The following is a 17349-nucleotide window of genomic DNA, read 5'->3' on the forward strand; positions in this document are numbered from 1 at the left end:
CCCGATAATTTCGCCGGAGCGTTCTTGTAGGTTGGCTCTCGCGGGTACGCAAAGGCGTGTGGCACCGCCGCAACGACGCGGCCGCCCGCGGAGGGTCGGCAGCCGTCGAACGCCGCCACACCCGGGGAGTACGACGTGACAAACCACCGAACCTGGAACGAATGACCGTACCGAAACACACTGCGAACGCGGACGTATCGCTGTACGACGGAGCCGACGACGCGGAGACCACCGAGGCGCTCCGCGAGGAGCGCGACTACTGGCGCCACATGTTCGAGTCGCTGCTGGACTCGTTCCCGGAGCCGATTCTGGTGACCGACGCGGACGGCACCCTCACCCACTGGAACGAGGCGCACGAGGACCTCTCGGGGATGGCGGCCGAGGACGTCGTCGGGAAGCAGGCGAACGAGGTCATCAAGACCGAAGGGGAAGCCGAGACGCTCGCCGAGCAGATCGTCAGGACCGGCGAGACGGTCAGCGAGAACTCCGTCCGGAGCAGCGAGAACGACGAGGGTGAACGGTGGCACGTCCAGGCGTCCGGCACGCCGCTGCGCGGCCCGGACGGCGAAATCGAGGGCGCCTTCGAGATGGTGTACCGCGTCACAGAAATCGTCGAGCAGCGCAGAGCCATCCAGAACCTCCAAGAGCAGATGGCCGAGGAGGTCGACGACGCCATCGACGAACTCCATACGGCGACCCAGAGCATCGCGGACGGCTCACAGGAGATCGACGACGTCGCCCGCGAACAGATGTCGAACCTCGAGGAGGTCGGCACGGAGGTCGAGACGCTGTCGGCGACAATCGAGGAAATCGCGGCGAGCGCTGAGGAGGTGAGCGCCCGCAGCAAGGACGCCGAACGGCTCGCCCGCGAGTCCGAACAGACCGCCGACGAGGTGGTCGAGGACGTCGACGCCGTCACCGAGGCGACGACGAACCTCGCCGACAACACCGCGGCGCTACAGGACCGACTCGACGAGATCGACAAGATCGTCGCCGGCATCGACGACATCACCGAACAGATCGACATGCTCGCGCTGAACGCCAACATCGAGGCGGCGAGAGCGGGGGAGGCCGGCGGCGGATTCACGGTCGTCGCGAACGAGATCAAAGACCTCGCCGGGCAGTCGAAAGCGGAGGCGGACGAGATCGAACGCATCGTCACCGAGGTCGCAGAGACCATCGAGGCGACGACGGACAGCGTCGAGGCGACCGGCGAGCGGGTGGAGGACACCGCAGAGCGCGTCCGGGAACTCGGCGAGAATCAAGCGGAAATCCGGGAGGCGGTCAGCGAAACCGTCGACGGCATGGACCAGATCGTGGAGGCGACCGACGACCAGGCGGCGAGCGCCGAGGAGGCCGCGACGATGCTCACCGACGTCATCGACGAACTCCGCGGACTCACCGACGAAATCGGGGAGTTAGTGGTGGCGAACGAACAGCAGACCGAGCGCGTCGACGACATCAAGCAGAGCCTGAACCGCATCGAGCAGGACGTCCAGCGCGTCGAATAGTCAGGGGACAGGTCAGGCCGGTTCTCGCCAGACCAGGTCGTCCCGGGTCGGGTCGGTGCGGCCTCCGGCACTCTCCGTCTTTCCGCCGAGAATCAGAGTCAGAACCGGAGTCAGGGCATCTGGACGTGCTCTTCGGCTTCGAGCAGCTCGTGATACCGGTTTCGGATGGTGACCTCCGAGATGTTGGCGACGTCGCTCACTTCGTTCTGCGTGACCTTCTCGTTGGTGAGCAGCGCCGCGGCGTAGATGGCGGCGGCGGCGAGCCCGACCGGCGACTTGCCGGAGTGGACGCCCTGCTCTTTCGCCGTCTGGAGGAGCTGGCGGGCGCGTCGCTCCGCCTCGTCGCTCAAGTCGAGTTCGGAGGCGAACCGCGGCACGTAGCTCTCGGGGTCGGCCGGCTGGATTTCGAGGCCGAGCTCCCGGACGACGTACCGGTACGTCCGCGCGATTTCGTCCTTCCCGACGCGCGAGACGTTCGATATTTCGTCGAGGCTCCGCGGCGTCCCGGCCTGCCGGGCGGCCGCATAGAGGCTCGCGGTCGAGACGCCTTCGATGCTGCGTCCAGGGAGGAGGTCATCGTCGAGCGCGCGGCGATAGATGACGGAGGCGGTCTCGCGGACGTTCTCCGGGAGGCCGAGGGCGGACGCCATCCGGTCGATTTCGCCGAGCGCCTGCTTCAGGTTCCGCTCTTTCGAGTCGCGCGTCCGGAACCGCTCGTTCCAGGTGCGGAGCCGCTGCATCTTCTGGCGCTGCCGCCCCGACAACTGGTTGCCGTAGGCGTCTTTGTCCTGCCAGCCGATGTTGGTCGACAGCCCCTTGTCGTGCATCATCTGGGTCGTCGGGGCGCCGACGCGGCTCTTCTCGTCTTTCTCCTTGGAGTCGAACGCCCGCCACTCGGGGCCGCGGTCGATTTCGTCCTCGTCGACGACGAGCCCGCAGTCCGTACACACCGTTTCACCCCGCTCGGAGTCTTTCACCAGCTGACCGCCGCACTCGGGACACTCGAGCGTCTCCTGCTCCGACTCGGTCTCCTCTTCGGAGTCGGTACGCGTTCGCTCGCCCGCGTGACTTCGGACGTTCTCACTCATTGTTTACAGGTCCGTGGACGCGGAGCAGTAACTCTCCGTACTCGGTTCCACGATATCGTGTTGCGCCGCAAGCGACTTATGTCTGCTGGCACCGGGAAGGCGGACACGCGAGCGCGCTAGAGCGCGAGTGCGGGCCGGCGTGACGCGGACGCGGACCCACCCGACGAACCGTCCGGAGAACGACCGCGTCTCGGTGGCGAACCGTGGCCGAGCGGAACGGACAGGGACGGCGGCGGGTCGGGGGTATCGAAACCCTTACTCCCGGGCCGCGGCACCGCTGTGGTATGAGCGAGACGAACGACGGAGGCGGCGCCGACGGCGACGCTGACGCCGAGGCCGACGCCGTCGACCCCGACGAGGTCAGACACGTCGCGGACCTGGCGCGCGTCGACCTCGACGACGATGAGGCGGCGGCGTTCGCGTCGCAGTTCTCCGACGTCCTCGACTACTTCGCGGCGCTCGACGAGGTGCCGGCTGTCGAATCCGAGCCGGACCTGGTGAACGTGATGCGGCCCGACGAGGTCCGCGAGGGGCTGAGCCAGGAGGAGGCGCTGGCGAACGCGCCGGAGTCGGAGGAGGGCTTCTTCAAGGGCCCGAAGGTGTCGTGATGGCGTCGCACAACGCCTTCATCACCGAGGAGGTCGTCGAGGGCAGCGACGACGGGCCGCTCGCGGACGCGACGGTCGCGGTCAAGGACAACATCTCGACGGAGGGCGTCCGCACCACGTGCGGCTCCGAGATGCTCGCCGACTACGTGCCGCCGTACGACGCGACAGTCGTCGAGCGCCTGAAGGCGGCCGGCGCCACCATCGTCGGCAAGGCGAACATGGACGAGTTCGGGATGGGCGGCACCACCGAGACGTCGGCGTTCGGCGCCGTCGAGAACCCCGTGGACACCGACCGCGTCCCGGGCGGCTCCTCCGGCGGTTCCGCGGCAGCCGTCGCGGCCGGTGACGCCGACCTCGCGCTCGGCTCCGACACCGGCGGCTCCGTCCGGAACCCGGCCGCGTTCTGCGGCGTCGTCGGCATCAAGCCGACGTACGGCCTCGTCTCCCGGTACGGCCTCGTCGCGTACGCGAACTCCCTCGAACAGGTCGGGCCGCTGGCGCCGACCGTCGAGGACGCCGCCGCGCTGCTCGACGTCATCGCCGGCCCGGACCCGAACGACGCGACGACCACGGACCGCGGCGCCGACTCGGCGTACGCGGCGGCCGCCGACGCCGACGTGGACGGCTTCACCGTCGGCATCCCGACCGAACTCGTGGAGGGCGCCGACGACGCCGTCGTCGACGTGTTCGAGGCAGCTGTCGACGACCTGGAGGCCCGCGGCGTCGACACCGTCGAGGTGTCGCTGCCGTCGGTCGAACACGCCGTGCAGGCGTACTACGTCATCGCGATGTCGGAGGCCTCCTCGAACCTCGCACGGTTCGACGGCGTCCGCTACGGCGGCGCCGGCAGCGACTCCGCCGGCGGCGGCAGCGGCGACGAGAACTGGAACGACGCCTTCGCCAGCGTCCGCGAGGAGGGCTTCGGCGACGAAGTGAAACGCCGGATTCTGCTCGGCACCTACGCGCTCTCCGCCGGCTACCACGACAAGTACTACAAGAAGGCGCAGGACGCCCGCGCCTGGGTCGCACAGGACTTCGACGACGCGCTCGGCGACGCCGACGTCCTCGCGACGCCGACGATGCCGGTGCTCCCCCCGGAGCGCGGCGAGAGCCTCGACGACCCGCTGTCGCTGTACCTCATGGACGCCAACACGGTGCCCGTGAACCTCGCGAACCTCCCCGCGATTTCGGTGCCCGCCGGCGACGTCGACGGCCTCCCGGTCGGTATGCAGTTCGTCGGGCCGAAGTACGGCGAAGACGCCATCATCCGCGCCGCCAGCGCCGTCGAAGCCGACCAGTGACCGCTGCCTCTCCGGCTGCCCGCGTCGACTCCGGTTCTCGCAGCCGAGACCGGTGGTGTCGGATTTAAGTACGGGACGGCCGAACGGTCGGTGACTACGCGCATGTCCGGGGACCTCGCGGCCGGCACGGACTCGTCTGAGAGCCGCGTGGACGCGCTCAAGCGGCGCATCTCGCGCACCATCGAGATGCTTCGCGGCGCCGACATCGACGTCCGGCCGTTCCGCCCCGGCGAGGACGGCCCGTTCGCGTCGTTCGACCCGCCGGAGGGCCACGAGGAAATCGAGCGGTACTGGGTGAACGCGCCGTACGCCTACGTCGTCATCACGTACGAGGAGGCCGAGAGCGCGCACCGCTACCACGTCGTCGAGCCGGAACTGGACCGGTTCGAACTGGCGCTGCTGCAGCGAGTCGTCGACGACATCCGCGACCCGCTTCTGTACCGGTCCGACGTCGGCCGCGCCGACGAGGACACGCTGCGCGAGGAGCTGGAGTCGCTGCTCGAACAGTACGGCGTCGACGCCGGGATGGACACCTACTACACGCTGCTGTACTACATCGACCGGGACTTCCGCGGCTACGGCAAGGTGGACGCGCTGTTGAACGACCGCCACATCGAGGACATCTCCTGTGACGGCTACGACCTCCCCATCTTCGTCTACCACGACACCTACACCGACATCGAGACGAACATCTCGTTCACGGAGGAGGAGCTCGACAACTACGTCATCCAGCTGGCTCAGCAGTCCGGCCAGCACATCTCCGTCGGCGACCCCATCGTGGAGACGACGCTGCCGGACGGCTCGCGCGCCGAACTCGCGCTCGGCGAAGAGGTGACGCCGCGCGGCTCCGCGTTCACCATCCGGCAGTACGCCGAGGAGCCGTTCACGCCGATCGACCTCATCAACTACGGCACGTTCAGCGTCGAGCAGATGGCGTACTTCTGGCTGTGCATCGAGCACAACAAGAGCCTCATCTTCGCCGGCGGCACCGCCTCCGGGAAGACCACGTCGATGAACGCGGTGTCGATGTTCATCCCGCCGCGCTCGAAGGTGCTCACCATCGAGGACACCCGGGAGCTGTCGCTGTACCACGACAACTGGCTGTCGTCGGTCACCAGAGAGCGCCTCCACGAGGGCACCGACATCGACATGTACGACCTGCTGCGCTCTGCGCTCCGGCACCGCCCGGAGTACATCATCGTCGGCGAGGTGCGCGGCGAGGAGGCCGTGACGCTGTTCCAGGCGATGAACACGGGGCACACGACGTTCTCGACGATGCACGCCGACTCCATCGAGACCGTCATCAACCGCCTCGAAAACGAGCCCATCAACGTTCCGCGGGCGATGGTGCAGAGCCTCGACATGCTGTCGGTGCAGACGCTCACCCGGTTCGGCGGCGAGCGCGTTCGCCGCGTGAAGACCGTCGGCGAAATCGGCGGCATCGACCAGCGCACCGGCGAACTCGACTACTCGTCGGCGTACAACTGGGACCCCGAAACCGACTCGTTCAGGCGGCGCGACTCGGACCTCCTCGGCGAGATTCAAGAGGAGCGCGGCTGGACGCGCTCGCGGCTGCTCCGGGAGATGCGGGACCGCCAGCGGTTCCTCGAACACCTCCGCGACCGCAACGTCACCGACTACCGGCGGTTCACCGCGCTCGTCAACGAGTACTACGCCGACAGCGACCGCGTCATGGACCGAATCGAGGCCGAAGCCGACGACCTCGACGCCGACGTCGACACCGGCGTCGTCGACGCGGACCGAAGCGCCGAAGGCGGCGAGGGCGAGGCCACCGACAGGGACGCCGAAGCCGGCGAGGCCGCCAACTGGGACGCCGACCGAACGGAGGCCGAAGGCGACGAAACCGACGGTTCCAACGACGGATTCGGTACCGACGACGGATTCGGCGAGGACGGGTTCGACGGCGGCTTCGACGACCGTGGTTTCGGTGGCCCCGACGCCGACGAGTCCGGGGAGAGGGCTGACGACGACGCCGACGGCGGTGGCGGTCGCTGACGATGCTCGAGTACGTGCCGCTTCTCGTGTCGCTGGCGGTGCTCGCGGTGCCGGCCGCGGCGTGGGCGAGCCCGCGGGTGAGTCTGGCGACGACGCGCGTCGCGCTCGCCGTGTTCGGCGACTACGTGGCGGAGCAGAGCCCGCGGAAGCGCGAGCAGCAAGAGCGGCTCCGGGCGGCGCACGTCGCGACGACCCACCGGGCGTACGCCTCCCGGACGCTGCTGTACGCCGGGCTGCTCGGCGTCGCCGGCTCCGTCCTCGGCGTGTACGGCATCGCCGCGCTGTTCGCGCTGCTCCGGCTCGGCGGCGCCGCGCTGCGGACGGCGCTTCCGCCGGCGCTCGGCTTCCTCGCGAACTTCACTCGGCTCGGCGAACTCGGCGCCGGGCAGTTATTCCCGCTGCTGCTGCTCTCGTCGGCGACGGTCGGCGCGGGCGCCGCAGTCGGCACCTACTACCTCCGCTGGGCGCTGCTCGACCAGCGGGCGCAGGCCCGCGCCGGCCGAATCGAGTCCACGCTGCCCCGGACGGTCGCGTTCATGTACGCGCTCAGCCGGTCCGGGATGTCGTTTCCGGCGGCGCTGAACACGCTCGCCGAGAACGAGTCGGTGTACGGCGAAGCCGCGAGCGAACTCGGCGTCGCCGTCCGCGACATGAACACGTTCGGGACGGACGTGCTGACCGCGCTCGAACGGATGGCGGCGCGGTCGCCCTCGCAGAACCTCTCGGAGTTCGGCGAGAACCTCGCGTCGGTGCTCGGCAGCGGGCAGAGCCTCTCCGAGTTCCTCCGCGGCCAGTACGAGCGGTATCAGGAGGAGGCCGAGTCCCAGCAGGAGCAGTACCTCGAACTGCTGTCGACGCTCGCGGAGGCGTACGTCACGGTGCTGGTCGCCGGGCCGCTGTTTTTCATCACGATTCTCGTCGTCATCGGCCTGGTGCTGCGCGACACCACGGACCTGCTCCGGGTCGTCGTCTACGCCGGCGTCCCGCTGGCGAGCGCCGCGTTCGTCGTCTACATCGACTCCATGACGGCCGACCGGACCGGCGGCGTCAGCGGCCCCGAGGCGGCGACCGACCCGCGGACGGTGCAGGTCGCGAACGCGCGGAGCAGCGACGAAACGGCGGGCCGGACAGACGGCGGCGTCGTCGACGGCGCGGACGCCGGCCTGCTCGGCGGCGTCGGCGGCGCGGACTGGGTGGGCGACAGGTGGACGGCGAGCCGGGAGCGGCTGGCGATGTACGACCGGCTGAAACGGCTGCTCGCGTGGCTGGACCGGCCGCTGGACGCGCTGCTCGAACGGCCCGCCGTGACCGCGGCGGTGACGGTTCCGGTCGGCGTCGTCTGGGTGCTGCTGCGCGCCGGCGCCGTCCCGCTGGCGCCGCTGCCCGCGCTCCGCACGCTCGACTCGCCGGTGTTCGAGGCGACGCTGTTCGCGTTCGTCGTCTTCGGCGTCGTCTACGAGGCGGACAAGCGGCGGACGCGCGCCATGGAGGAGGCGGTGCCGGACTTCCTCGACCGGATGGCGAGCATCAACGACGCCGGCATGACGGTCGTCGAGAGCATCGAGCGGCTCACGCAGTCGGACCTCGAACGGCTGACGCCGGAGGTGCAGCGGACGTGGCGGGACATCCAGTGGGGCGCGGACGCCTCGGCGGCGCTCGAACGCATGGAAAAGCGGGTGCGGTCGCCGATGGTGTCGCGGGCCGTCGCGCTCATCACGAACGCCATCGCGGCGAGCGGCGACGTCGCGCCGGTGCTCGAAATCGCGGCGGACGAGGCCCGCGCGACCCGGCGGCTCCGCCGGGAACGCCGGCAGGTGATGGTGACGTACCTGCTCGTCATCTACGTCTCCTTTTTCGTGTTCGTCGGCATCGTCGCCGCGCTCACCGTGTCGTTCATCCCGGCCGTCGAGAACGCACAACTGGGCGGCGCCGCACAGGGCGTCCCCGGCACCGGCATCTCCGGCGGCGTGTTCAGCGGCCTCAGCGACATCGACACGTCGACGTACGTCACGCTGTTCTACCACGCAGCCGCGATTCAGTCGGTCTGTTCGGGGCTCATCGCCGGCCAGCTCGGCGAGGGCGACGTCCGCGACGGCGTGAAACACGCGGCCGTGATGCTCGCCATCACGTACGCCGTCTTCGCGTACATCTGACGATGACACGACGAACCACAGCGGACGGTGACGCAGCCGTACCGAGCGAGGACACGTCCGCCGAGGAGGCGCCCGGCGACGGGAGCCGGGCCGCGCCAGGCGTCGCGGCCGTCTACGACCGCATCGCGGCGCACTTCTCGAAGACCCGGGAGTACCCGTGGCCCGAGGTCGAGTCGTTCCTCGACGAGTTCCGCGGAGACGGGTCGGGAGCCCCGGCCGTGGACGTCGCACTCGACGTCGGCTGCGGGAACGGCCGGCACAGCGAACTCCTCGTCGACGCGGCCGAGCGCGTCGTCGGCGTCGACGTCAGCGGCGGGCTGCTCGCCGAGGCGCGCCGCCGCGCCGCCGACAGGGGGTACGCCGACCGACTCGAACTGGTGCGGGGCGACGCCGCCGCGCTCCCGGTCGGCGCCGGTGCCGCGGACCTCGCCGTGTACGTCGCCGCGCTCCACCACCTCCGGCCCCGCGACGCCCGCGTCGACTCGCTCGCCGAACTCGGCCGCGCGCTCGCGCCGGACGGCCGCGGCCTCGTGAGCGCCTGGAGCACCGAACACGACCGGTTCGACCGCGACGACGGCTTCGATACGACCGTCGACTGGACGCTGCCCGGCGGCGACACGGAGCCGCGGTTCTACCACGTCTACGACCCAGCCGAGTTCCGGGCCGACCTCGACGCCGCCGGCGTCCGCGTCGTCGACGAGTTCGTCTCCAGCGGGAACTGCTACGCCGTCGTCGCCCCCGGCGACCGGTAGCGCGGCCGCCGAAATCGGCGACCGAAATCCGCGGCGAGTCGCGGCTTCGGGGCGCGGACTGTTCGGGGTGCGGAACCGCCCGGGTTCGCGGCGCCGCCGCACAGCCGAACACGACTTTATACGGCGGGCGACGCAACGCCGGTACATGAGTGCGAACGCCGAATTCGACTACGACGTCGCCGTCGTCGGCGGCGGCCCCGCCGGACTCACTGCGGCGCTGTACGCGACTCGCCTCGGCCTGGACACGCTCGTCGTCAACCGCGGCGGCGGCCGCGCCGCGATGATGCAAGACACCCACAACGTCATCGGCGTCACCGAGGACACCTCCGGCGCGGAGTTCCTCCAGACCGCCCGCGAACAGGTGGAGAGCTACGGCGCCGACTACGTCCGCGGCTACGTCGACGACGTCGCCGCCCGCGGCGACGTCCCCGACGACGGATTCGCGGTCTCCGCCGGCGACGACGACCACGCGGTCCGACGCGTCGTGCTCGCCACCGGGTTCTCGGACGAGCGCCCCGACCCGCCGCTGCCGCCGACGGGCCGCGGACTGCACTACTGCCTGCACTGTGACGCGTACATGTTCGTCGACGAACCGGTGTACGTGATGGGCGCCGGCGACGCCGCCGCCCACGTCGCGATGATCATGCTTAACTTCACCGACGAGGTGGACGTGCTGACCCGCGGCGCCGACCCGACGTGGAGCGACGACACCGCCGAAATGCTGGAGAACCACCCGGTCGACGTCGTCCACGAGGAGATCGCGTCGATGAACAAGGACGACGACGGCTGGCTGGCGTCGTTCGAGTTCGAGGACGGCTCCGTCCGCGAGTACCGCGGCGGCTTCCCGATGTACGGTTCGGACTACCACGCCGAACTCGCGGACGCGCTCGGACTCGACCGCGTTGACGACGACGGCGAGGTCGCCGTCGACGACCACGGCCGCACCTCGGTCGACGGCGTCTACGCGGTCGGCGACCTGACGCCCGGCCACAACCAGATTCCGGTCGCGATGGGCGAGGGCGCCAAGTGCGGTATCGCGCTCCACATGGACCTCCGGGAGTTCCCGCGCTCCACCGACGACATCGACGAACTCGGCCCCGTCGGCGCCGACGACGTCCCGGCGATTTCGGCGGACCTGCTCGCGACCGCCGTCGCCCACGAGGGCCACGCCGCCGGCCCGAGAGACGAGGCCGACGCCGCCGCCGACGACTGACCGAAAAGGCAAACCCCTTAATCCCGCTGCGACTACAGACGGGTAGCCTCGAAGCGCCGTCGGCGCCCGAATCCGACCGGAACGGTCGGCGCAGACGCCGCGGACGGCGAGGCGAGCGCGCCGGTGGTCTAGCTGGTATGACTTTGGCCTTCCAAGCCAACGACCCGGGTTCAAATCCCGGCCGGCGCACTTTCTGCGGAACGAAGTGAGGCGAAAATCGCCCAGGGGGATTTGAACCGCGGAGCCGCCGCTGCCGAGACTTAGTGAGACAGCCGAAAAGCGGCGGTCTGGGTCGCGGTCGCCGTGTTTTCTGCGCCGAATCCGGTCGACGTGCCGAGCGGGCTCCGTCCTGCGAGGGGTGTGACCTCCCTGCGAAGCCGACCGGAATGACACCGTTTAACCACGCCCCCCGTGTTTCGAGACGTAACCGTGGCTCGGTTCGGTAGTTCAGTCAGGCTCCTGAGCGACAGAGAGTTCGCGGCGCTCGCCGGCACGGCGTTCGCCCGCAGTCAGGCGTATTCGACGCTGCTCATCGCGCTCGCGCTGTACGCCGAACTCTACCACACCTCCGGGTTCATCGAGGGGCTGTTCGGCACCGCGTTCGCCGTCGTCCAGCTGCTCATCGTGCTGCCGCTCGGCCGGAAGGTCGACACCGGCAACGCGAAACACTGGCTGCTCGCCGGCCTCGCCATCAACGTCGTCGTCTTCTTCGGCTTCATGCTGGTCGACAGCGCCGTCCACGTCATCCTCGTCCGCATCCTCCAGGGCGTCGGCGCCTCCATCCTCTGGATAACCGGGTCGACCGTCGTCGGCACCATCGCGCCCGACGGCGAGAACGGCCGGTGGCTCGGCTCGTACAACCAGGTCGCCGCCATCTCCAGTCTCGCCGGCGACCTCGTCGGCGGCTACCTGCTGTACGCCGAGGGGTTCACGTTCACGTACGTCGTCCTCACCGGCGTCACCATCGTCGCGTTCGTCCTCGTCTACCTGTTCCTCCGCGACGACCCCGGCGGCGGCGCCGACCGCGAGGAGAGCGGCGGCCTCGACACGCTCCGTGACCTGCTGGACCTCCCGATGATTCGGTCGCTCGTGCTGTTCCGGCTCGCGTTCTCGGTCGGGAAGATGGCGGTCATCATCTTTCTCCCCATCCTGGCGCGCACCGAGTTCGGGCTCACGACGTTCGCCATCGGCTGGATTCTCGCCGGCGGCAAACTGACGAAGGCGCTCACGCAGGGGTACGTCGGCGAACTCGCCGACCGGGTCGGCCGGAAGGAGTACTTCGTCGTGGTCGGCGCGCTGCTGTACGGCCTCGGAACCGCGATGATTCCGGCGAGCTACCGGTTCGAAGGCGCGATCGACCCGTACAGGCTGCACGTCTTCGGCGGCGACCAGGTGCTTGGCGGCGCCTTCTTCACGCTGTTCGCGGCCTACATGGTGCTCGGCGTCGCCGACAGCATCCGGCTCCCCGCGTCGATGTCGCTGTTCGTCGAGGAGGGCGAACACTACGACGCCGTCGCCTCCGCGATGAGCCTCCGCAGCATCTCGTGGAAGGTCGGGCAGGTCGCGGGCCCGGTCGGCATCGGCCTCATCATCGACTACGTCTCCACCTCCGCCGCCTTCTACACCGCCGCCGCGTTCATCGTCGTCGCCTCCGGCGTCTTCTGGCTGGTGTTCCAGCGCGCGTCCCGGGCGGACGCCGTCGTCGCCGCCGACGTCGGGGACGACTAACCGTCCCGAAACGGTCGACCGTGCTGTGAGACGGTCGGCTTCGAGACAATCGACTGTGCTGTGAGACGGATACGGGAGCGATTTGTACCGCCGCGTATCACCGGCCGAGCGGTCGGTCGACGGCTACGAGGGGCGGAACGACAGCGGGCCGGCGTCGGAGAGCGCGCCCTTGACGATGTCGGGGTGGTCGCGGACGAAGTTCCGGAGCATCGGGAGGTCGCCGAGGTGGAGGAGTTTCGACATCGCGAGCAGGCTGCCGCCGTTCGCGTCAGCGAGCGTCGACAGGTCCATCCGGTTGATGTCGTGCATGAACCGGTCGTACCGGTCGTTCGGCGCGTAGTACAGCAGATGCGTCATGAGGAGCCGAATCGAGGTGTCGGGCGCGACTTCGCTGTGCCAGAGGTCGTCGTACACCGACATCTCGGCGGCGGACGTGTCGACGCCGCCGGTGAGACAGCGGTCCGCGGTGACGGCGGCGGCGCGGGCGGACTTCATGCCCTTGTGGATGCCTTCGCCCCACAGCGGGTCGATGCTCGGGACGGTGTCGCCGATGGCCATGAAGCCGGCCGTCGACAGTTCGCCGGGCGGCTGGATGTGCGCGGAGCCGCGGTGCTGTTTCCCGGCCAGTTTCTCGGCGTCCGCGAACCGCGGGTCGGTCTCCAGCCAGTGTTCGAGGTAGTCGTCGATGCTCATGCCGTCCGTGTTCGAGTGGTACTTCTCGTTCTGGATGTAGCAGAGCCCGACCTTCGCGGTGTCGCCGCCGGTGTGGAAGATCCACGAGTAGCCGCCCGGCGCGAGGTCGTGGTCGAGCCGCAGCATCATGCCGTCCGTCAGGTCGGCGTACTCCGGGTGGTCGACGTCGACGCCCTCCATCTCCCACTCGATGCCGATGGCCTGGTTCTCCCGTTCGAGGTCGCTGACGCCGACCTGCTTCGCGAGCGGCGCCGCGGGCCCGGTCGCGTCGACGACGACGTCCGCCCGGACCTCCTCGTCGCCGTTGTAGCGGACGCCGACGACGGCGCCGTCGTCGTCGGTGACGGGCGCGGTCGCCCGCGAGTCGAACCGGTACTCGGCGCCGTTCTCGCGGCCGTCCCGGACGAGGAAGCGCTTGAAGTCGGCGAACTCCAGTACGGCGCCGGGCTGCTCCTGGACGAAGTGGTCGTTCGGCGACTCGAGGACGACGCTGTCCGTGAAGTTCATCACGACGTCGTCGGGGACGCCGAACGCGCCCATCATCGACGGGAACGTCCCGGCCGTGGACTTGTTGCTCTGCCGCGGGAACTCGTCTTCGTTCTCCGTCTCCAAGACGAGGACGTCGTAGTCGCGGTCCGCGAGGTCTCGGGCGCACTGGGCGCCCGCGGGACCGGCACCGGCGATAACCACGTCGAAGTGGTCAGTCATGCCTCGAAAAACCCGGGTCGCGCTAATCAGTCTTGCTGAACGCGACCAGCCCCGAGCGGCCTCCGTACACGCCGAAGCGGAGGCGAGGAGACGCCTTCGACGCAGAGCGGCCGTCGGCGGAACGCGGGTCGGTGTGGGCGGCGGCGGGTCGGCGACTCGTCGGCGACGGTTACAGTTCGATTCGTTCGACGAGCTGGTCGTCGGCCTTCGTGTTGATGGCGACGATGCGGACGAACTCCTCGATGAGCGAGTCGCGGAGCTTCGCCTTCAGGAGGCTGTCGACCTGGTAGACGCCGGCGGCGTTCACCATCTCGATGTCGACGAGCACCGGCACCGGTTCGCCTTCGCCGTCGGCTTCGTCGCCGGGTTTGAGTTCGACGTTCCGGATGGCCTGCGACGAGAGCGTGTTGATGCCGCGGCCCCCCTTCTCGTAGGGCATCCGCGACCGGCCGTGCTCCATGTCGAGCGCGTCGGCGACGCGGATGACGCCGGCCTCGCGGGTCAGCGGCGTCTCCTCGGTGTGGTGACAGAGGATGGCGTGCAGCACCTCCGCTTTCACGCGGACGCGCTCGTCGACGCCGTAGAAGTCGAACTGTTCAAGGAACCGGTCGAGCAGGTCGGCGGCGAGCGGAATCGAGTAGTAGGCGTGCTCGTCGCGGTGGACGACGTGGCCGATGTCGTGCAGCGTCGCGGCGAGCGCGACGATGACCGCCTCGTCCGCCTCGTCGAGCCCCTGCTGGGCCGCGCCGTTGAAGTCGACGCCGCCGCGTTTCAGCAGGTCGTACAGCCGGAGCGCGCGGTTCCGGACGATTTCGATGTGCTTCGCGCCGTGGTCGTTGTAGCCCTTCCGCTCGACGGCGTTGACGTTCTGCGCCCGCAGATACGTGTGAATCTCCGGGTCGTCGTCGATGGCGACGAGCACCTCGTTCACGCGGTCGTCCGGGAAGGCGTGCGTGCCGTCGGGGTCGTACTTCCGGCGGCCCTCCGTGTCGGCGCCGTCCGCGCCGGTGTCGCTGCCGGCGTCGTAATCACTCATACCTCGGGTGACGCCACCGCCGGTAAAAACGCTGGTGTCCCGGTCGCCGAACGGCGCCGCCGACCGGGAACCGTCCAAATTGCTTTCCCTGTCGGGTGCGCAGGCTTCGAGGATGACCGGACGATGACCGACGACGTCGCCACCCGAACGTCCGACGGCGGTGCGGCAGGCAGCGACGCCGCCGGTAGCGATACCGCTGGCAGCGACGCCGTCACTCCGTTCGGGCCCGTCGGGGCCGACGACGCCGGAGTCGACGGGCTCCGCGGACGGCTAGTCGTCTATCTCGGGGTCGCCGCCGGCCTGCTCGCCGTGAGCGTGCTCGTCATCGTCGACGGCGACGTCGTGAGCGGCGCGCCGCTCGTCTACTGAGCGCTCGGGCCGCTCGGAACGGCGCTCATCGCGGCCTGGACGACGCGGTGGATACACCGCAGACACCTCGTTCCTTCGGAGGTCAGACACCTCGTTCCTTCGGAGGTCAGACACCTCGTTCCTTCGGAGGTCAGCACCATCGTCACGTACGCGCTGTTCGGGGCGGTCGTCTTCGCGACCGCGGCGCTCGCCGAGGAGTACTACGAGGTGCTCGTCGGCGCGCACACCGTCCCGACCATGACGACCGTCGTCGGCTGGCTCAACGGCGGCTTCATCGTCGGGTCGTTCGTCGGCGTCCACGTCGCGAAGGCCGACCGGCAGCGCCGCGCGCTGGCGACCGAGCGGGCGAAAGCCGAGCAGCTCGCGGAGTCGCTCAGCGTCCTGAACCGGGTGCTTCGCCACGACATCCGGACCGACATCAACGTGATTCAGGGCTACGCCGCGCTGGTCGAAGACCGGACCGAGGACGGAGACGACCACCTCGAAACCATCGAGACGCGCTGTGAACACGTCATCGACCTCGCCGACAAGGCCCGCGCCGCCGAACGCGCGATTCGCGGAACGACCGGCGAGCGCGAACGGGTCGACCTCGCGGACCGCGTCCGCGACGCGGTCGACGCGGTCGCGACCTCCAACAGAGACGGCGCCCGCGACGCCGAGTTCACGGTCGAGGCCCCGGACGACCTCGTCGTCGAGGCGCACCCGCTCATCGGATACGCGGTCCAGCAGATCGTCGAGAACGCCGTCGTCCACAACGACCGGAAACCGGAGGTGTCCGTCACCGTGACCGAGACGCCGACGGACGCCGTCGTCACGGTCACCGACAACGGCCCGGGAATCCCGGCGGAGGAGGTCGACGTCCTGCTCGAGGGCGAGGAGACGCAACTCAAACACAGCAGCGGCCTCGGTCTGTGGATGGTGAACTGGATCGTTCGGCGGTGCGACGGGACCCTCGACACCCGCTCGGCCGAGCCGCGCGGCTCGACCGTCACCATCACGATTCTGCGCTCGTCCGCCGACTGAACGCGGTTCGTGCGTCTCTGGTGGCGAAAGCCGGTCACTCAGGCGTTCCGTTCGGCGTCGACGACGAGGATTACCGCGCCGGCGAGAACCGTCCCGCCGAACCAGTAGTGCCACTCGACTCGGAACGGCTGACCGAGGACCACCGTCGCGGCCGCCACGCCGACCGCGCCCACGACGACGGCGACGGCGTCCCTCGCGTCAGAGGAGTTCAGCGCCACGCCGCCGAGTATCCCGAGAGTGACCAGCAGCGTCCCCACCTCCCTCGGGCGGGACAGGACCGTGCTGACCCAGTACTCAACACTCGCCATACGCCGTGTACACGGTCGACGCGACATAGTTCTTTTCGGCTCGTATGAATCCGGACTGAACGGGGAGACGAGTGCCCCGGACGGTCTCGGGGCCATGAAGCGCGACGCCCCGAGCAGTGGCACCCGGAATCGACGCCGTGCAGGCGGGACCGAACGAAACACTCGGACGACACTTCCGGGCGGTGGCGTCGGTCGTCGGATACACCGGGGACCCGCGTCCTGCAGCGCGGGAATCTACGGGGCAGACCGATGCTGTGGCACTCGTGGAGGCTATCGTCCGGACTGGAGTTGTTATTGTCACTCTAAGCGGTCCAAAAAGCCTATAATTGCCACCGGGTAACCCGAGAGTAGAGATGCTCACCACAGTACCCCTGTTCGGCGCGATCCCCGGCGGGCCGGAGATGCTCATCATTCTCCTCGTGCTCGTGCTGCTGTTCGGCGCGAACAAGATTCCGAAGCTCGCACGGTCGACCGGCCAGGCGATGGGCGAATTCAAGAAGGGCCGCGAAGAGATCGAAGAGGAGCTGCAGGACATGCAGGAAGGCGCGAACGAGACCGTCGAGGAGACGGTGTCGCCGAGCGAGTCGGACTCCGAGACGACGTCCACCGAGACGGCGACCGAGAACAACTGACCGGCCGGGGCTCCGGACCGTTTTTGACTGCGGGTCGCACATCCTCGACCGGGGCGTGTGGCCAAGCGGATACGGCGAGCGGTTCCTAACCGCTAGACCGCGGGTTCGAATCCCGTCACGCCCGTGCAGCGAACGTAGTGAGCGAACCGGAATGGCGGGATTCTAATCAGGGAGGAGCTCTGCTCCGACCGTGGTTCGAATCCCGTCACG

The 17349-nt window shown here is 69.1% G+C and carries 15 protein-coding genes and 2 tRNA genes; 13 read left to right on the plus strand and 4 right to left on the minus strand.

Annotated features, from left to right (window positions below; all coding sequences use genetic code 11):
- The first annotated feature begins 161 nt into the window (after window positions 1–161).
- On the plus strand, window positions 162–1511 hold the full coding sequence (locus ACQUST_RS11680; RefSeq protein ID WP_435128574.1) for a methyl-accepting chemotaxis protein: 1350 nt from the start codon (window positions 162–164) through the stop codon (window positions 1509–1511).
- A gap of 110 nt (window positions 1512–1621) precedes the next feature.
- Here the strand turns inward: ACQUST_RS11680 and ACQUST_RS11685 are convergent, their stop codons facing one another.
- Window positions 1622–2599 (minus strand): transcription initiation factor IIB, encoded by a 978-nt coding sequence (locus tag ACQUST_RS11685; RefSeq protein WP_435128577.1) that lies wholly within the window; start codon window positions 2597–2599, stop codon window positions 1622–1624.
- A 284-nt stretch (window positions 2600–2883) separates the two neighbouring features.
- Here ACQUST_RS11685 and gatC point away from each other — a divergent pair, with 284 nt between their 5' ends.
- From gatC to ACQUST_RS11725, 8 genes are all read left to right on the plus strand, one after another.
- Window positions 2884–3207, plus strand: coding sequence for an Asp-tRNA(Asn)/Glu-tRNA(Gln) amidotransferase subunit GatC (gene gatC, locus ACQUST_RS11690; protein WP_435128580.1), 324 nt, complete (start codon window positions 2884–2886; stop codon window positions 3205–3207).
- Window positions 3207–4508, plus strand: a complete 1302-nt coding sequence (gene gatA, locus ACQUST_RS11695) for an Asp-tRNA(Asn)/Glu-tRNA(Gln) amidotransferase subunit GatA (RefSeq protein WP_435128583.1) — start codon at window positions 3207–3209, stop codon at window positions 4506–4508. Before gatC ends, gatA begins: the two co-directional genes overlap by 1 nt.
- Window positions 4509–4610: 102 nt before the next feature.
- Window positions 4611–6524 (plus strand): type II/IV secretion system ATPase subunit, encoded by a 1914-nt coding sequence (locus ACQUST_RS11700; RefSeq protein WP_435128586.1) that lies wholly within the window; start codon window positions 4611–4613, stop codon window positions 6522–6524.
- Window positions 6525–6526: 2 nt separating this feature from the next.
- Window positions 6527–8677 carry a type II secretion system F family protein gene (locus tag ACQUST_RS11705; RefSeq protein WP_435128588.1) on the plus strand — a complete coding sequence of 717 codons (2151 nt, stop codon included), beginning with the start codon at window positions 6527–6529 and terminating at the stop codon, window positions 8675–8677.
- Window positions 8678–8679: 2 nt separating this feature from the next.
- Window positions 8680–9429: a class I SAM-dependent methyltransferase gene (locus tag ACQUST_RS11710; protein ID WP_435128591.1), complete on the plus strand. Its 750-nt coding sequence runs from the start codon at window positions 8680–8682 to the stop codon at window positions 9427–9429.
- A gap of 145 nt (window positions 9430–9574) precedes the next feature.
- A complete protein-coding gene (locus tag ACQUST_RS11715; protein WP_435128594.1) occupies window positions 9575–10642 on the plus strand; it encodes an NAD(P)/FAD-dependent oxidoreductase in 1068 nt (355 codons plus the stop codon).
- Between the two features lie 117 nt (window positions 10643–10759).
- A tRNA-Gly gene (locus ACQUST_RS11720) sits at window positions 10760–10831 on the plus strand.
- A gap of 240 nt (window positions 10832–11071) precedes the next feature.
- Window positions 11072–12370, plus strand: coding sequence for an MFS transporter (locus ACQUST_RS11725; RefSeq protein ID WP_435128597.1), 1299 nt, complete (start codon window positions 11072–11074; stop codon window positions 12368–12370).
- Between the two features lie 123 nt (window positions 12371–12493).
- Here ACQUST_RS11725 and ACQUST_RS11730 read toward each other — a convergent pair whose 3' ends face one another.
- Together ACQUST_RS11730 and ACQUST_RS11735 are read right to left on the minus strand one after the other, a co-directional pair.
- Entirely contained in the window at window positions 12494–13771 is a 1278-nt protein-coding gene (locus ACQUST_RS11730) for a digeranylgeranylglycerophospholipid reductase (RefSeq protein ID WP_435128599.1), read from the minus strand.
- Window positions 13772–13940: 169 nt separating this feature from the next.
- The gene (locus ACQUST_RS11735) at window positions 13941–14807 is read right to left on the minus strand and encodes an HD domain-containing protein (RefSeq protein ID WP_435128602.1); all 867 of its coding nucleotides are present in this window, start codon (window positions 14805–14807) and stop codon (window positions 13941–13943) included.
- Window positions 14808–14930: 123 nt separating this feature from the next.
- Between ACQUST_RS11735 and ACQUST_RS11740 the strand changes: the two genes are divergently transcribed.
- Both ACQUST_RS11740 and ACQUST_RS11745 read left to right on the plus strand, forming a co-directional pair.
- The gene (locus tag ACQUST_RS11740; protein WP_435128605.1) at window positions 14931–15176 is read left to right on the plus strand and encodes a hypothetical protein; all 246 of its coding nucleotides are present in this window, start codon (window positions 14931–14933) and stop codon (window positions 15174–15176) included.
- 207 nt (window positions 15177–15383) lie between these two features.
- Window positions 15384–16199 carry a sensor histidine kinase gene (locus tag ACQUST_RS11745; RefSeq protein WP_435128608.1) on the plus strand — a complete coding sequence of 272 codons (816 nt, stop codon included), beginning with the start codon at window positions 15384–15386 and terminating at the stop codon, window positions 16197–16199.
- Window positions 16200–16237: 38 nt separating this feature from the next.
- Here ACQUST_RS11745 and ACQUST_RS11750 read toward each other — a convergent pair whose 3' ends face one another.
- A complete protein-coding gene (locus tag ACQUST_RS11750) occupies window positions 16238–16507 on the minus strand; it encodes a hypothetical protein (RefSeq protein WP_435128611.1) in 270 nt (89 codons plus the stop codon).
- A gap of 353 nt (window positions 16508–16860) precedes the next feature.
- Here ACQUST_RS11750 and ACQUST_RS11755 point away from each other — a divergent pair, with 353 nt between their 5' ends.
- The gene (locus tag ACQUST_RS11755; protein ID WP_435128614.1) at window positions 16861–17139 is read left to right on the plus strand and encodes a Sec-independent protein translocase subunit TatA/TatB; all 279 of its coding nucleotides are present in this window, start codon (window positions 16861–16863) and stop codon (window positions 17137–17139) included.
- 51 nt (window positions 17140–17190) lie between these two features.
- Window positions 17191–17263: transfer RNA gene (locus ACQUST_RS11760), tRNA-Arg, on the plus strand.
- The last annotated feature ends 86 nt before the right edge of the window (window positions 17264–17349 follow it).

Source organism: Halobaculum sp. D14, assembly GCF_051195135.1.
Classification (GTDB): domain Archaea; phylum Halobacteriota; class Halobacteria; order Halobacteriales; family Haloferacaceae; genus JBNTKA01.

Excerpts from the sequence above, each read along its gene's own strand:
- ACQUST_RS11685 (WP_435128577.1), bottom strand. The coding sequence starts at position 2,599 with ATGAGTGAGAACGTCCGAAGTCACGCGGGCGAGCGAACGCGTACCGAC.
- ACQUST_RS11700 (WP_435128586.1), top strand. The coding sequence starts at position 4,611 with ATGTCCGGGGACCTCGCGGCCGGCACGGACTCGTCTGAGAGCCGCGTG.
- ACQUST_RS11705 (WP_435128588.1), top strand. The coding sequence starts at position 6,527 with ATGCTCGAGTACGTGCCGCTTCTCGTGTCGCTGGCGGTGCTCGCGGTG.
- ACQUST_RS11735 (WP_435128602.1), bottom strand. The coding sequence starts at position 14,807 with ATGAGTGATTACGACGCCGGCAGCGACACCGGCGCGGACGGCGCCGAC.
- ACQUST_RS11740 (WP_435128605.1), top strand. The coding sequence starts at position 14,931 with ATGACCGACGACGTCGCCACCCGAACGTCCGACGGCGGTGCGGCAGGC.
- ACQUST_RS11680 (WP_435128574.1), top strand. The coding sequence starts at position 162 with ATGACCGTACCGAAACACACTGCGAACGCGGACGTATCGCTGTACGAC.
- gatA (WP_435128583.1), top strand. The coding sequence starts at position 3,207 with ATGGCGTCGCACAACGCCTTCATCACCGAGGAGGTCGTCGAGGGCAGC.
- gatC (WP_435128580.1), top strand. The coding sequence starts at position 2,884 with ATGAGCGAGACGAACGACGGAGGCGGCGCCGACGGCGACGCTGACGCC.
- ACQUST_RS11715 (WP_435128594.1), top strand. The coding sequence starts at position 9,575 with ATGAGTGCGAACGCCGAATTCGACTACGACGTCGCCGTCGTCGGCGGC.
- ACQUST_RS11730 (WP_435128599.1), bottom strand. The coding sequence starts at position 13,771 with ATGACTGACCACTTCGACGTGGTTATCGCCGGTGCCGGTCCCGCGGGC.
- ACQUST_RS11710 (WP_435128591.1), top strand. The coding sequence starts at position 8,680 with ATGACACGACGAACCACAGCGGACGGTGACGCAGCCGTACCGAGCGAG.
- ACQUST_RS11750 (WP_435128611.1), bottom strand. The coding sequence starts at position 16,507 with ATGGCGAGTGTTGAGTACTGGGTCAGCACGGTCCTGTCCCGCCCGAGG.
- ACQUST_RS11755 (WP_435128614.1), top strand. The coding sequence starts at position 16,861 with ATGCTCACCACAGTACCCCTGTTCGGCGCGATCCCCGGCGGGCCGGAG.